General features: G+C 42.8%; 16 protein-coding genes. 6 read left to right on the top strand and 10 right to left on the bottom strand.

The genetic code is table 11. The features are described 5' to 3' along the window. The first annotated feature begins 36 nt into the window (after positions 1-36). On the top strand, positions 37-195 hold the full coding sequence (locus NSQ99_RS02950) for a YfhD family protein (protein WP_251667048.1): 159 nt from the start codon (positions 37-39) through the stop codon (positions 193-195). A 74-nt stretch (positions 196-269) separates the two neighbouring features. Here NSQ99_RS02950 and NSQ99_RS02945 read toward each other — a convergent pair whose 3' ends face one another. Both NSQ99_RS02945 and NSQ99_RS02940 read right to left on the bottom strand, forming a co-directional pair. Next, on the bottom strand, positions 270-641 hold the full coding sequence (locus tag NSQ99_RS02945; RefSeq protein WP_340834934.1) for a hypothetical protein: 372 nt from the start codon (positions 639-641) through the stop codon (positions 270-272). A gap of 150 nt (positions 642-791) precedes the next feature. Beyond that, on the bottom strand, positions 792-2,054 hold the full coding sequence (locus tag NSQ99_RS02940; protein ID WP_340834932.1) for an erythromycin esterase family protein: 1,263 nt from the start codon (positions 2,052-2,054) through the stop codon (positions 792-794). A gap of 201 nt (positions 2,055-2,255) precedes the next feature. Here NSQ99_RS02940 and NSQ99_RS02935 point away from each other — a divergent pair, with 201 nt between their 5' ends. Beyond that, complete coding sequence (locus NSQ99_RS02935; protein ID WP_445670471.1) at positions 2,256-2,882, top strand: acetate uptake transporter; 627 nt, start codon at positions 2,256-2,258, stop codon at positions 2,880-2,882. 90 nt (positions 2,883-2,972) lie between these two features. Here the strand turns inward: NSQ99_RS02935 and NSQ99_RS02930 are convergent, their stop codons facing one another. From NSQ99_RS02930 to NSQ99_RS02915, 4 genes are all read right to left on the bottom strand, one after another. Continuing rightward, complete coding sequence (locus NSQ99_RS02930; RefSeq protein WP_340834927.1) at positions 2,973-3,416, bottom strand: cell wall hydrolase; 444 nt, start codon at positions 3,414-3,416, stop codon at positions 2,973-2,975. A gap of 132 nt (positions 3,417-3,548) precedes the next feature. Continuing rightward, entirely contained in the window at positions 3,549-4,577 is a 1,029-nt protein-coding gene (splB, locus tag NSQ99_RS02925; protein WP_340834925.1) for a spore photoproduct lyase, read from the bottom strand. Continuing rightward, entirely contained in the window at positions 4,570-4,821 is a 252-nt protein-coding gene (locus NSQ99_RS02920; RefSeq protein ID WP_340834923.1) for a transcriptional regulator SplA domain-containing protein, read from the bottom strand. The genes splB and NSQ99_RS02920 overlap by 8 nt, the downstream gene beginning before the upstream one ends. 138 nt (positions 4,822-4,959) lie before the next feature. Next, positions 4,960-6,594: a catalase gene (locus tag NSQ99_RS02915; protein ID WP_340834922.1), complete on the bottom strand. Its 1,635-nt coding sequence runs from the start codon at positions 6,592-6,594 to the stop codon at positions 4,960-4,962. 169 nt (positions 6,595-6,763) lie between these two features. Between NSQ99_RS02915 and NSQ99_RS02910 the strand changes: the two genes are divergently transcribed. Beyond that, positions 6,764-7,342 carry an RNA polymerase sigma factor gene (locus tag NSQ99_RS02910; protein WP_340834920.1) on the top strand — a complete coding sequence of 193 codons (579 nt, stop codon included), beginning with the start codon at positions 6,764-6,766 and terminating at the stop codon, positions 7,340-7,342. A gap of 31 nt (positions 7,343-7,373) precedes the next feature. Continuing rightward, positions 7,374-8,279, top strand: coding sequence for a hypothetical protein (locus NSQ99_RS02905; protein WP_340834918.1), 906 nt, complete (start codon positions 7,374-7,376; stop codon positions 8,277-8,279). A gap of 83 nt (positions 8,280-8,362) precedes the next feature. Here NSQ99_RS02905 and NSQ99_RS02900 read toward each other — a convergent pair whose 3' ends face one another. From NSQ99_RS02900 to NSQ99_RS02885, 4 genes are all read right to left on the bottom strand, one after another. Continuing rightward, positions 8,363-8,842 (bottom strand): staygreen family protein, encoded by a 480-nt coding sequence (locus tag NSQ99_RS02900; protein WP_340834915.1) that lies wholly within the window; start codon positions 8,840-8,842, stop codon positions 8,363-8,365. A gap of 96 nt (positions 8,843-8,938) precedes the next feature. Then, positions 8,939-9,739: an aminoglycoside phosphotransferase family protein gene (locus NSQ99_RS02895; protein WP_340834912.1), complete on the bottom strand. Its 801-nt coding sequence runs from the start codon at positions 9,737-9,739 to the stop codon at positions 8,939-8,941. A gap of 48 nt (positions 9,740-9,787) precedes the next feature. Next, positions 9,788-10,546, bottom strand: coding sequence for a hypothetical protein (locus NSQ99_RS02890; protein ID WP_251667060.1), 759 nt, complete (start codon positions 10,544-10,546; stop codon positions 9,788-9,790). Positions 10,547-10,752: 206 nt separating this feature from the next. Further along, positions 10,753-11,334, bottom strand: coding sequence for a Crp/Fnr family transcriptional regulator (locus tag NSQ99_RS02885; RefSeq protein WP_251667091.1), 582 nt, complete (start codon positions 11,332-11,334; stop codon positions 10,753-10,755). A gap of 143 nt (positions 11,335-11,477) precedes the next feature. Here NSQ99_RS02885 and NSQ99_RS02880 point away from each other — a divergent pair, with 143 nt between their 5' ends. Beyond that, positions 11,478-12,440 (top strand): NAD(P)-dependent alcohol dehydrogenase, encoded by a 963-nt coding sequence (locus tag NSQ99_RS02880; RefSeq protein WP_251667061.1) that lies wholly within the window; start codon positions 11,478-11,480, stop codon positions 12,438-12,440. A 148-nt stretch (positions 12,441-12,588) separates the two neighbouring features. Continuing rightward, a complete protein-coding gene (locus NSQ99_RS02875; protein ID WP_251667062.1) occupies positions 12,589-14,316 on the top strand; it encodes a stalk domain-containing protein in 1,728 nt (575 codons plus the stop codon). The last annotated feature ends 16 nt before the right edge of the window (positions 14,317-14,332 follow it).

The raw sequence follows: 14,332 nt of genomic DNA, 5'->3' as shown, positions 1-14,332 counted from the left end.
AAAATATAGACAACCACATAGATTGGAGTGTTGAATATGGGAAGAAATAATAACCAGGGACATAGTAAAAACAAGAGTTCTTTGCCTCAAACACCAAGTAATCAAAAAATTGCTCCAAACGAAGTGCAGGAAGAGTTTGCTCAAGAGATCGCAGATCTTACAAAATCAACTCAGAAGAGATCAAAGAAGAAATAAAGTGAGCGTCATCTAGCTGGAAATATATAAGAGCACGACCTTTGTGGTAGTGCTCTTATACATAGTTAGGTATATTAACTCTCCATTAGTCCCTTAAAACGATCGCGATAGAACCAAACTAAAATTCCTTCCAATACCGTGACCAGTATCGCTAATGCTAGTAAGTCGGAATCTACAAATAGATGAAAGGCTAGTATATTTACGATGATGCTTGCCAAGACGATTAAAGTTAGTGGTACAAAGCGGCGTATGATTAATAAGACTCCAGCTATGATCTCTACTCCTTTTTCCAACGCTAAGAAGTAACCCTCACCTAAAAACTCCATTGCAGCTGGACTAGTTGGAGCAAATGCTTCAAACCCAAATAACACAACGTATCCATTTAAGCCTGCCCCTAGGAAAATAATTCCAAGCAGTAATTCGGCTATGCGAATCCATACATTCATTGATATCCCCCCAAGCTAGCAAAGTGATTAGATCAACGCTCACTTTATTTTACACTAGGTAAATCTAATTATGGGGATATTTGCATATTTTATTGAAAATGAAAATGCCAGCAGGGAATCGTATCACCAGCTGGCATTTTCATTATGATATTAGTAATACATTACAGGCTGCTTAAGTGGCTCCAGAGCCCGCGACTGGTCAACATAGATAAATGCATCATATCGGCTTGGAAGTATGGAGGGTACATAATTTCCACGCTCATAATGTGGATGATAAACCACACCAATTGCCCGGTGTCCAAGCGGCTGGTGAAGTACCTTACTTTCTTCATCAAATATGATCACTTTATCATGATCCCCAGCTTGGTGCAGCAAAGCCTCCCAGCTGCCAGATATCGCTTGTGGAACCTTCATAACTTCAATGTCACCACCCCACTTATCAGCAGCGATGACCGTTCCTTGATACGTCCCAAAGCCTACTGCGTATACCTGCTCCTGACCAAACTTCTCTCGAACCAGTTGTCCAACATTGACCATTCCATCAGCTGCCATATCCGTAGCTCTAGCATCACCGATATGTGTGTTGTGCTCCCATACGATAGCCTTCGCATGCGGACCGTGAAACGCCTTAATTCGAGATAATGCCTCGACCATATGTCGATCGCGGATGTTCCACGAATCAGGGCCGCCGCGTACCATCGATTGATAATAGCGCTCAGCGTTTACCGCAACTAACGCGTTGATCTCATCGTTTAACGATAACTCATCCTGAGGCCCGCTTGCTTTTCTCTTCTCCTGAAGCGTAAGCAACAAATCAACGACTTCCTCCTCACAGCCCTCCGATAGAAAGCTAGCGGAAACTCCGTAGGCCTGTGGTTCACGTCCATGCGGCTCGAAGCATTCGAAGGCTTTCTGTGCTATTGCCAAATCAGGAGAATCGATTTCTGTTAGATGACGTATAATTTCTTCCATCGACTCCCATAGACTATAGACGTCAATGCCGTAAAATCCAATTTGGTCTTTATCTTTCTTATTTTTATTATATTCATGAAGCCACTGGGTTAAATCGACTACCTCTTCATTAGCCCACATCCATGTCGGCCATCTATTAAAATCCTTCAGTGCTTCCCGTGCATTCAAAGGCGCATCTGCTTTATGCTTGATGTATTGGTTCAATGTAAAGCAAGACGGCCAATCTCCTTCAACCGCAATAAAGGAAAATCCCTTCTCCTGTATAAGTCTTTTCGTAATTTCTGCTCTCAGTGTATAAAACTCGGAGGTCCCATGCGAAGCCTCACCCAGCAATACGATCTCGCGATCGCCAATAGCCTGAACGATCTTATCTAAATCATCCATCGTCTTCATTGGAGTAGACGTTCTTTGAATTTCAAGTATGATGTCTTCGTCCTGCATATGTATGCTCCCTCTGAATAGTTGTATGTTGGTTGACAGTATTCTAATGAACCTTTGTATCATTTTGATTACTGCTATTCTTTCCTGAAATGGATCATCTATTCCGATAATGCCACTGACATTCCTATTAAAATCAACCCGTTATAGCTGTAACTGTGATATGATGACGATTGCTGATTTATATCTACAATTACATCGTAAGTGGAGGCATCTATGACAACACACACAAAGCAATCGGTACAAATCATTACAGCAGATCCAAGTGGGATTGGTCTGTTTGGGCTAGCAATCGTCACGCTAGTAGCATCCTCACAAAAGCTTGGGCTGACAACAGGGCTCAGCTTTGTTATCCCTTGGGCGATATTCCTTGGAGCACTAGCACAGATTTTTGCAGCGATTCAAGACGCTAAGCACAATAATACGTTCGGTATGACCGCCTTCGCTGCCTATGGTTTCTTCTGGCTCGGCGTCGCTAGCAGCTGGTTAATGAAGCTCGGTGCTTTTGGGCCGCTACTCTCTGCAGATATCGACGGAAAGCAGCTTGGATTTGCATTTCTAGGTTATCTAATCTTTACTCTATTCATGACAATTGGCGCTATGGAAACACATAAAGTACTATTTATTATATTCGTCCTTATTGATTTTCTATTTATCGGCTTAACGTTGGACGCTTTCGGTATCGCACCTCATGTCTTCCATACCCTTGCCGCATATGCTGAACTGGGCATTGCGTTGATGTCCCTATACGGCTGTGGTGCATCGGTATTAAATGTTCACTTTGGGCGCAAGTTCCTTCCGCTTGGTAAGCCTTTTGGTATTTTCAAATAAATCTCATGACAAAAACACCAGCCCCCTTATTTGCATATAAGGGGGCTGGCGCATTTAATATACTTTTAACATTTGAATATACACGCAGTATTAATACGTGTTGTATACATTTTCGCATTCTTCTGCCGTTGGTTCATAGAAACAATGCTTCTTCCATCGTCCTGCAAACGGCTGACCATACCAAGTTGGCGGGCATGGTCCAGGAGCATCATATGATCCTGGACGGAAATACCACAAAGAGAATTTGGCAGGCCAGCTCCGCTCCCCATTTACGGCCCGCTGCGCTAAACGTCGTTCCCGCTCTCTTGCACCTTGATAGAACATACCATGCTGCAGTGCCTCGAACGCATGTGGCTGGTAGATCATTTGAGGAATGGTGCGAATATCTTTAAAGTCAGAGCAATCTACTCTTATTCGGTTAATGCCCACTGTTCCAACATGGAGCATTCCCTGTTCTCCCTCGGCCTCAGCCTCCGCTCGAAGCAACCTCGCCAACATGCTTATATCTTGACTCCTGGCTTTTACCACTGCCATAGGATCATCACCTCATTACACTTGTTGACACATTATATTGTAGTAAGTGGAGATGTGATACTCTGACAGACAGCTTTATCGTGTAAACAAGCATGATGCTTTCATAAGTGTCTATAGTGGTTTAGTATTCCTTTATGTGAAGTACTCAATCTTTGCTTGAGGAAAGTAATGATTGATGTATCTGCCAAGCGTTTCTTTAATATCCTGCTGCTCTTGGTCTGTATATACATATTTCCCGATGCCGTATCGTCCCCATTTCCACTTTCTCTTCGTTTCATCGAGCTCCAGCTTGGTCATCGGATAGTTCTTTTCAATCACATTCTTCGCAGGCTTCGTAAATCGATGCTGAATTAACTCGAAGGTGAGGTCTTTCTTGCTAGCCTCGGAAAGATTGGCTTCTAGTCTTTCAAACATGTCTTTATAGCCTTCTTTCCAGCCCTCATGTAGATAAATTGGAGCGATAATGAAGCCTAATGGATATCCAGCATCCCCCACCTTCCTAGCCGCCTCCATTCTCTCCAATTGTCTGGACGTTCCCGGTTCAAAATTTTTAATAATATATTCGTCATTCATACTAAAGCGAAATCGGGTTCGACCATTATGCTTAGCATCAAGCAAATGATCCACATGCTCGAATTTAGTGACAAACCGCAATCTGCCGTATTCAGACTCACCAAAAAACTCAATAGCCTTCTTTAGAGAATGCGTTAAGTGGTCAATGCCTACGATATCCGATGTACAGGACGCTTCAAACCTTGTAATCTCCGGAGCTCTTTCCTTCATATATTGATTTGCCGCATCAAAAATATCATCGAGATTAACATAGGTGCGGATATACGGCTTACTGCCCATCGTCGTTTGTAAGTAGCAATAATGACAATGTCCCATACACCCCGTTGCAAATGGAATTGCATACTCTGCAGAGGGCTTCGACGTATCGAACTTTATCGTTTTCCTAACCCCAACGACTAGCGTAGACTTCGCAATTCTATACTTTTGAAAATCATTGTCTCCGGGTAGGTTTCTTATTTGGTTATGAGACGTTGTCTCCCTAATTTCAATGCCCATAGATTCAAATTTATGAATCAATTCTTTGCCTAAAGGATATTCCAGCGCTCTTGGCTCGACATAAACTAACTGAGGAACGAAAGGCTTAACCATATAAACCCTCCACGTCAGTGTATCCAAAAGCCTCCCTATAGGCTTCTTCTGCTTCACTCGCTGTTTGATATACTGCAACCTCTTCGTTTAATGGATAATACGTTTCGTACATAAATAGCGAAAGGCTACCGGGAGAGTTAGGATCCATCACCACCGCCGCCTCTTGAACATTAGCCACACCTTGAACATGAGGGTTCCGTATAATGACATACACGACTTGCCCTGGCTGAAATTGGTTTGACATAATACCAGCACCATCCTTAAGTTTTCGTTAGTATGACGTGAAATGATGCAAAATATGCTAAAAATAAAAAAGAAGGCTACCCCGTCCTGCTCCATCTGAAGCCTTAGGGTAACCTTCTCTATAAGTATAGCTTTGCTTTTAATATGGGTCTGCTTCGTGGCTTTTCTTAACCGCGTCCTTTACAGCTTGATTCGCATCAATTGTACCTTGACCGTATTTCGAAATACCTGATTCACGGCCTGGAACGTTACCTTCTTTTTTCATATGTTCAATCTCTTTCATTTTCTGTGCAATACCTTCCTTCACACGTCGCCCATAATCTTGATCGGCTTGCGTGAAGTGTTCAATCATCGCCTCTTGAATACGTGGGTCGCACACCGCCAGCGCTTCAGATAGGTTTTTAATCAATTCCTCGCGCTCCCACTCTTCAAATTCACGATATGTATTCCCTGCCTGACCGTAGTTGTTCGGACGATCAATCGGTGCACTCATCGTTGCCGCTTGATACATTGGGTGATGTGGAGCACGACCTTCGGTGCTAGCTTCCTTAAAGCCACCGATCATCGACGGTTCATAATTAATATGAGGATTCTCTCCTGACTCTTTCGGGTCACGGACATCCATTTGGCCGCGCTGCTGGTTCGTATGAACGGGCACCTTCGGTGCATTTACAGGCAGCTTCAGATAGTTTGCGCCAACACGATAGCGCTGCGTGTCGGAGTAAGAGAAGGTACGACCCTGCAGCATTTTGTCGTCGGAGAAGTCCATACCATCAACAAGAACTCCTGTACCGAATGCAGCTTGCTCAATTTCCGCATGATAATCTACTGGATTGCGATCAAGCACCATGCGACCTACCGGCAGCCATGGAAACTTATCCTCCGGCCAAAGCTTCGTATCATCAAGCGGGTCAAAATCAAGCTCCGGATGATAGTCATCCTCCATCATTTGCACGAAAAGCTCCCATTCTGGATAATCCCCTCGTTCAATTGCTTCATATAAGTCTTGTGTAGCATGGCCAACATTTTTCGCCTGTATCGCTTCGGCTTCTTCTTGCGTTAAATTGCGAATCCCTTGCCTAGGCTCCCAGTGGTACTTAACGAGAACCGCTTCGCCCTTATCGTTAACCCACTTGTAGGTGTTTACACCAGAACCCTGCATATGACGATAGGTTGCAGGAATCCCCCATGGTGAGAAGAGAATTGTAATCATATGAGTCGCTTCTGGTGAACGAGAAACGAAGTCGAACATCCGCTGTGGATTAGGCACGTTCGAGGCAGGGTCAGCCTTAAAGGCGTGAATCATATCAGGGAATTTCATCGCATCGCGAATGAAGAAAATCTTCAAATTATTCCCTACGAGATCCCAGTTACCATCCTCGGTATACATCTTCACAGCAAAGCCGCGTGGATCCCTTGCTGTTTCTGGTGAATCCTTAGCCCCTGCTACCGTTGAGAACCTTACCATTAGCGGTGTTCGCTTTCCAGCACCAGAAAATACCTTTGCCCTTGTATATTTCTCCACCGGCTCATCTCCGACCTTGCCGTAGGCTTCAAAATATCCAAATGCCCCTGTTCCACGAGCATGAACGACTCGCTCAGGAATTTCCTCCCGATCAAAGTGCGATATTTTTTCGATAAAGTGGTAATTTTCTAATGTCGCTGGACCTCGGTTTCCGACGGTCTTAATGTTCTGATTATCCATTACGGGGTGACCTTGACGCGTCGTTAATGTTTCACGTTGAACATTATCATGTTGAGAATCATTAGTCATTGAGCTGCCTCCTCCAAAATTTTCATCTATATGTTGTCCGAATTTAACAACTTTATACAAATATGGAATGGCATAAGTTTGAAGATTAAAATATCATTTAAATAAATTTAAGTAGATATGGAAACTTTTCTCTGACATTCTTTGTATAGGTAGATGAGGAGGGATGAAGTTGAGCGATAGCATCTTAATACAACGACTTAAGGAAAACGATGACTCCGCAATAGAAGAGCTCATTACTATATACGGTCAATACATTGCTGCAGTTGTTTATAGAGTTGGCGGATTATCACTACATGCTGAGGATGTTGAAGAAGTCGTATCCGATGTTTTTTATGCCGTGTGGAAAAGCAGGCATAAGATTCTACAAACTGAGTCTTTAAAGCCGTACTTGGCACAAATCGCGCGGAATATGACCCGAAATAAATGGAGACATGTGAAACATGATCAGCCGCTCGATGATCAGCTTGCAATGGCAAATAACTTCCCTACAACTGACGATGCGCTGATTCAGAAAGAAAATATCGCAACGATTAAGAAATTGATCGCTACATTGAAGCCACCAGATAACGATATCCTCTATGCGTATTATATCTGGAATTATAAACTTGAGGATATTGCTCTGATGTATAATCTTCCTTTGTCTACGGTGAAATCGAAGATTTATAGAGGCAGGAGAACAATCGTCGAATGTTTTGAAGGAGGAGGTAATAGTTATGGAGAATTCCGGTTACAACACAAGGACTCCTGAGATTAATCTAGACAGGGTAAAGCGTTTAACCATGAGTAAAATTCAACGAGAAAAGAAGCGTCATGTATTTTCGTTCAAGAGCAGGTTCAGTAAAGCTGCCTGCGCGGTTGTAGCTGCCTTTGTCATTACAACAGGCAGTGTGGCATACGCAATGAAAGCAGAAGATATAAAAATTATCATTAGCAAAATTACAGGCATCCAACAAGCAAAAGTTCTTACGGTGGGAAAGATGATTTCGAACAAGGACTATCAGTTGAAAGTCCATGAAATCGTGACCGATTCAAGTTTGGGTTATATTGTTATTTCCGTAGAGGCGTTAAGTGAGTCCAGTAAAGAAAGCTTCGAGAGCTATCGATATAGTAACTATGAAACCCCAACTGTTGGTAGTGCCAAAGGTATCTCGGAATTAGAAGATTATAGAGAACCATACATCAGATATTATAAAATATACCTCTTAGGCAGATCTAAACTCAACCAATACGAACACGATGGCATTCTTCAATTTTCACTTAGAGGAATAGACACCCCCATTGAAGTTTCACTGTCACCTACTATAGATCGTATTGATATGGATATTACGGAAGATACAACGAATGGATATCAGTATCAGTTCAAAAAGCTTTATCTATCAGAGCTTGGACTGTCATTCGAAGCGATAGATACAAAAACGAATGTGATGGAATATGATTATAAAATCGAGTTGCTGTTCAATGACGGAACGAAGGAGTTGTTACTGCAAAAAAAGAACGAGGTATCCGATCACGGAAACCTGCTAGGAGGCTGGTCAGGTAATAGTGGGCCTGATACGAATGGTAACTACTATGCGGATAGGTTTATTCCTTTTTCCAAGACTATTCCGCTAGATACGATAAACAAAGTGATTATTAATGATATCGAATTTGATATCGATAGACCGCAAGAAACGGATCATAACTAAGAGGTTTGATAGACAGGAATAGCTGTAGGTAGCAACGAAAAGGAGTGATTAGATACGTCTGATCGCTCCTCTAATGATTACACTTAACGATGAACAACATTTATTTGTGATAAATACTGACGCGGTGTACCGTAGTAGAGCACTTGACGATACTGAGGATAGTTTGACACGTAATGGATAAAAATCGGTGCATCACGAAGAAGTGGATAACGTGCGTAGAATGGTCGGTCTCCATAGACAATGCCACTTATTGCAGTATCCATTTCTTTCATGAAAATTTTAAACCGTATACCCGCTGCGGAAGAGCTATATTCCCCTCCGTCTACATATGCTGTTCCTGCTAATGTTAAATGACCATTTACATCCTTCTTCCACTCTGCCAGCACTTCATCACGCATTTGAGGATTAACAGCCCGCATATTGTACATATACCCTATATCTAAAAATAGTTGGCCCGTAATATCGGAATGCGTTAGCGTATATTTCCTTCCCTCGACTGGCTGAGTGAAAGTGGCTGGTGCCAGAAGATTCACGGTTAATTTATGTGGGTCGAACTCGGACATGATCATTCCTCCACCATTCTTTATTTATGGATTACCTTGTCATAATTTATGTGGGTAAATACCTTTATGGTTGGATTCATGCCCATGCACTCTATTCTATACCCAATCCTCGAAGTGATCCGTTACGAATTCAATCTCGCTCTCATAATGAGCCAAGTGTCCTTCATCAATCATTTTTTGAAAGGCAAGATTTCCTTCTGCTGCACCTTCTTTCAATGTTTCACACATCGTAGTCAGTCGTTGTATAATCCACTGTCGCAGCTCATGAGGAACGGGTATTCCATACGCTTCAAAAAATAAATGAACTCGACGACGGCGCTCTGTTGCATGTAGATTCTTATGATACTTTACTGTTTTATCCGAAGAATGGTCAGGTGCGAAGCTCGCCAGCGGAACCGATGTGTAAAGGGTATAGGCAATGTCCCACATCCGTGGACCAGGCCCAGCCATGTCAAAGTCAATCAGCGCTACGGGACTCCCTTGTTGAAAGACCACATTATACAACGCAGCGTCATTATGACATATCACCTCATGCTCACGTTCATTGACATAACTAAGCTGCCATTTCCCCTTCGTTAAGAGCGTAGATCCTTCAGTCGCATCATGAAAACGGCGCAACAGACGAGCTAATTCTACAAGTGTGTCATCCGACCACATGTAGAATTCAAGCTCGGGGTAATCGCTCCCTGAGACTTCTCCAGCAATGAATGTTAAAATTTCACGACCAGAGTCGTCGTTGCCGAGAAATCTTGGTGCACCCTCAAAGCCTTGCTGCTCTAGATGCTTAAGCAACCCATGCACAGACGGGCTCCAATAACCAGTAGGTCGAATTACCGTATTTTCCTTTCGGATAATGTGATTAACATTGCCGCCCATTAACACTTCTTCCTCAGTCACTAAGCCTCGCCCCCCTCTCCTATTTGTTTAGCTACTCTTCAATGCTTGCTAGCCTATGATTACATCAATCACTAGAACTCCTATCCAGATTAAAAAAGATGCGCCGCATATAATAATTTCTAGAAAATGAATCTGGAATAGTTTATACTGCCCCTGCTCGGTCTGGCGAATCCCGAGGAAATCACAATGCTGATTGATATATATAAACGCACAGGCAAATATTAATCCTGATAAGATGAAAGCGGCAGATGGTAAACTCATGACATACATAGGATTACCGCTGGTCTCCAAACTCAGCACAAATCCGAACTCCTTAGACATTAGAAACGTCAGCACAATGATAACAAACAAGATCAGCCCCAAGCTGAAAGGATGCTCTCTATAATCAATCAGACGCAGAAAATTCTGTAGCTTATCACTTTTAGGCTGAAATTTCTCTTTTTTAATATCCTCATTTTCATCTTTCATAATATAAACAAACGATATTCCAACCATTCCTAAGAACATGATGGGCTGAAGCAAGCTTGTTGCTAGTCCAAAATCAAAGATAGCTATAATCACGAGAACAACAAAGAGAATAACAACTAGTTTGTTTCCCACTTTCTCTCGTTTCTCCCACAACCTATTAATGAAATGTTGATTGTTTTCCCTTCTTGCTTGGTCAGTCATTATATTATTTTCACTGTGGGCAGCATGCTTTCTATTAAGCTGGATGATCATATAAGCGATAATCGACAAGCATAACCCGATAATCAAAAAGATAAAGGCTTCCCTCGGGTAAGTATCATAGTCATCATATGTATCCACGATCCAAAGACCATCCAAAACAACGAGAAAGATACCAATTATAAATATGTAAGGAGCTGCTTTGTAAATGATTAGTCCTCCACTCCCTTTTCAAGTTTGTATGATCTTGACTTAAGTCAATGCGCGTTAACATTCCCCTAGTTACAATATTATCATGACTGAAGGATGAAGGTTATTCTAGTGTGTTCCAAGGTTATTGTATTAGATCAGCTATTGAGCTGGTTGATTCTCTTCTTAATTCTGCTTAGTGATTCCGGAGTCATGCCAAGATAACTGGCCAGTTGATGCTGGGGTACACGGTCGATGAGAGTTGGACGTTTCAATTGCAGCAATCTGAAGCGTTCTTCGGGCGATGCAGCAATAAATGCAGCGAATTCCTCTTGTATCTTAGCAAAGTCTGCCTCAATCATCTTGCGGGTCATCGACTCCAACTGAGGATGCTTGTTATACATGTCCTTTTCCGTATTCAAGTCGCCAACGACCATCACCGAATCTTCCACGCATATGAATGTGTAGTTAGAAATCTTATCTGGTTTGTGATCAAAAACAGCGATCGCCTGCTCTTCAGTATAGAAATTGGAGGTGACCTCCCGTCCCTCTACATCAATCGAATACTGTCTTACGCATCCTTTCAGGACAAAATAACAAGCTGTCGGTGAATCGCCTTGTTGAAAAAGAACGGTCCCTTTTTTGAATTCTTCTATATAAATCTCATCCACAATGGCTTGCTGTTCATCCTTGTTTAGGGAAGTGAGTTCAGTTAGATATTTGTAGAAAATGTTTTTCAGTGAAATTTTTCTTCAGCTCCTTCTCTACCGTTTTCACCATTATCTTCCTACATGGAGCCTTTTGTAAAGGATCAATACAGTGGATCACAATAGATTATTATTGTTTGTTTACGATGAAAAATTAATAATAGGAGGCTATATTCATGAAAGCTATGGTACAACATTCATATGGTTCACCGGAAGTGATTGTCCTTCAAGAAATCGCAAAGCCATCGCCTGGAAGTAAGGAAATACTCATCCGTCTGCGAGCAGCCGCAGTAGGGCCATCGGACTGTGCTTTTCGTAAGGGAGATCCGTTCATGATTAAATTAATATACGGACTATCCAAACCGAAATTTGCAATTGGAGGTTGTGAATTTGCCGGAGTGGTCGAAGCGATCGGCTCAGAAGTAAAGCATATTGAAGCTGGGGATCGTGTATTGGGTATGAGCGTTAAAAACTTCGGAGCTTATGCTGAATATATCTGTCTTTCTGAAGATAGCCCTCTTGCGGTTATACCAGACAACATCACCTTTGAAGAAGCCGTAGGCATTTGTGACGGAGGGGCCACCGCATTAACGTTTCTAAGAGACAAGGCAAAGCTGCGGAAAGGACAAAAGGTGCTAATTAACGGTGCCTCGGGGGCGGTCGGCATCTACGCCGTGCAATTAGCCAAATACTACGGCGCCGAAGTTACTGGTGTTTGCTCTGCAGGTAACGTAGGTCTGGTCAGAAATGCAGGAGCAGATTTCACTATTGATTATACCCAGGAGGATTTCACGAGGATGGATAAAACCTATGATGTCATTTTTGATGCTGTAGGAAAACGCTCCTTCTCCGCATGCAAACCTGTACTTGCAAGCAAAGGAATATATCTGACGACCGAGCCCAAGCTTTCTATCGTATTGCAGATGCTGTGGACTTCTTTGTTTAAAGGAAAAAAGGCTGTTTTTGCAACAGCCGGTCTAATGCAAAACAAAGCGAATTTGACGTTTCTCATGGAGCTTGCAAGCAATGGAACGCTAAACGCAGTAATCGATCGTCGATATCCATTGGAGCACCTGCCTGACGCCCACCAATATGTTGAGACTGAACGTAAAAAGGGTAATGTCATTATTACAATCTAAGGTAGGACCAAGAAAATCCTACTAGATGAGACCTTTGATACCGTTGATTGACATGCATTTACTTCTGCAAATTAAATTCCTATGATACTCTATTATAATCAGTGCCGAACCTTGCACTAACACTAACATGAGAGAGGGGAAACTAGCATTGGAAAGTAGAAGAGCGTCAGGCATGTCCATGTCCATATGGGCAAAGCTTGGCATGGTTACAGCGATCGTAGCTGCTATGCTTACGTTTGGAGGGGGAGACGCATCGGCTGCTGCAAAATCGGTAGACGGCTATAAAGCAGCTTGGTCAATTTCATCCGGCAAGTCGGATTACGATGCAACAATATCGATTGTCGAGGCTAACGGGGATGGATCTCTCCTCTATGCTAAGCATGAGATGAATCAAAGAGATGTTCTTGAATTCGGAATGGTAGGTCCATCCGGAAAAGTACTGTGGAAGCGAAATGACCTTCATGCCTACACCTATGAGATCACGGACAATGCGATCCTTGCATCGGTTTATACCGATGGTCAGGACCATCGAAGTGAAACGATTATTACGATTGATAAGAAAACAGGAAAAACGAAGAGCAAATTTCTTCTAAACTCAATTGGAGTTGAATATCTAGAGAGGTTTTCCCTAGACAATGAACGATTGTACGTAAGCGACAAGAACAAATTAATAGCGGTCAAGCATGGTGGAAAGAAGGCATGGGAGCTGGTAACCCACCAAGAGCTTTATAAGCAAACGAATATTCCGATTGGCTATCACGAACCTGTCATTATCAATGACGATATGATCTTGACCTGGACGACCTGCAGCATGTCACAAATGTGCTCCTGGCTGGATGAGGAGTCCTATCAACTGACTGCTTTATCACCACAAACTGGAAAAACAATTTGGTCAGTTCCCGAGAGAATAAGCGCCGACTACGTTACAATTGATCGAAAGAATGGGCAAATTGTAATGAATACCTTCGATGATCAGACCGTTGCCTACCGGCTTAGCGACGGTAAAAAGCTATGGAGTTATCAGGTTAAGAAAGACTCAAGCTTTTATTCAGGGCAAGACTTTGGCATTACAGATCCTGATGGAAAGACTTATCTGAATGTCATTTATGAAAACAACGGAGTGTATAGCACGGGACGTTTCATTGCGCTGAATGCAGACGGTTCTGTCGCATGGGAATCAAAATTTAACACGGGTTCGATTGTAAATCTTAGGGGAATTAGCCAGGACGGAAAGGTGTTGTACTTTGAAGGCGGCAATATTCAATCAAAGATATACCGCGTCGACCGACATACTGGTAAGAGATTATCCGAAGGAACATACCATCTGGAATATGCAATCGATAATGGACATGTTTTGCTAGAGCGCTTAAAGGATGGAGCCACTCGTGCAACAGTGCTAACTAGCAACGGTGCAAAGATCGGCAGTGTAAGCTATCAGAACAACGATGAGCTCGTCATCGGACCGGATTACACCGTTTATCATGTTTCTCTACGCAAAATCACCGCATATACGCCGCAGAAGAAGGCGGTCTCTGTAGCTGTAAATGGACAATTCCCTACCATGCCACAAGCAGCTGTCGTGCGTAACGGTTATACGTACGTACCTGTGCGAGGCATTCTAGAGCAAAGCGGCGCGACCGTACGATGGGACGGAGCAGCGCGAAAGGTGACTGTGAAGAAGACAAATCTGACAGTGGAATTGCGGATTGATAGCGCGAAGGCTATCGTAAACGGTAAAACCGTGCAGCTTGAAGCACCTGCAATTATGATCGGTAATTCGACGATGCTTCCGTTGCGCTTCCTTGTAGAGACGCTGGACGGAACCGTCACTTGGGACAACGCTTCAAAAACAGTTTGGATCAATATGGAGTCATAAGATAAACTAAACACCC

The sequence above is a fragment of the Paenibacillus sp. FSL W7-1287 genome (assembly GCF_038004245.1).
Classification (GTDB): domain Bacteria; phylum Bacillota; class Bacilli; order Paenibacillales; family Paenibacillaceae; genus Pristimantibacillus; species Pristimantibacillus camelliae.
The sequence above is the reverse complement of the archived record's forward strand: the minus strand, read 5'-3'. Positions and strand labels throughout refer to the sequence as shown.

Excerpts from the sequence above, each read along its gene's own strand:
- NSQ99_RS02950 (WP_251667048.1), top strand. The coding sequence starts at position 37 with ATGGGAAGAAATAATAACCAGGGACATAGTAAAAACAAGAGTTCTTTG.
- NSQ99_RS02945 (WP_340834934.1), bottom strand. The coding sequence starts at position 641 with ATGAATGTATGGATTCGCATAGCCGAATTACTGCTTGGAATTATTTTC.
- NSQ99_RS02940 (WP_340834932.1), bottom strand. The coding sequence starts at position 2,054 with ATGCAGGACGAAGACATCATACTTGAAATTCAAAGAACGTCTACTCCA.
- NSQ99_RS02930 (WP_340834927.1), bottom strand. The coding sequence starts at position 3,416 with ATGGCAGTGGTAAAAGCCAGGAGTCAAGATATAAGCATGTTGGCGAGG.
- splB (WP_340834925.1), bottom strand. The coding sequence starts at position 4,577 with ATGGTTAAGCCTTTCGTTCCTCAGTTAGTTTATGTCGAGCCAAGAGCG.
- NSQ99_RS02920 (WP_340834923.1), bottom strand. The coding sequence starts at position 4,821 with ATGTCAAACCAATTTCAGCCAGGGCAAGTCGTGTATGTCATTATACGG.
- NSQ99_RS02915 (WP_340834922.1), bottom strand. The coding sequence starts at position 6,594 with ATGACTAATGATTCTCAACATGATAATGTTCAACGTGAAACATTAACG.
- NSQ99_RS02905 (WP_340834918.1), top strand. The coding sequence starts at position 7,374 with ATGAGTAAAATTCAACGAGAAAAGAAGCGTCATGTATTTTCGTTCAAG.
- NSQ99_RS02900 (WP_340834915.1), bottom strand. The coding sequence starts at position 8,842 with ATGTCCGAGTTCGACCCACATAAATTAACCGTGAATCTTCTGGCACCA.
- NSQ99_RS02880 (WP_251667061.1), top strand. The coding sequence starts at position 11,478 with ATGAAAGCTATGGTACAACATTCATATGGTTCACCGGAAGTGATTGTC.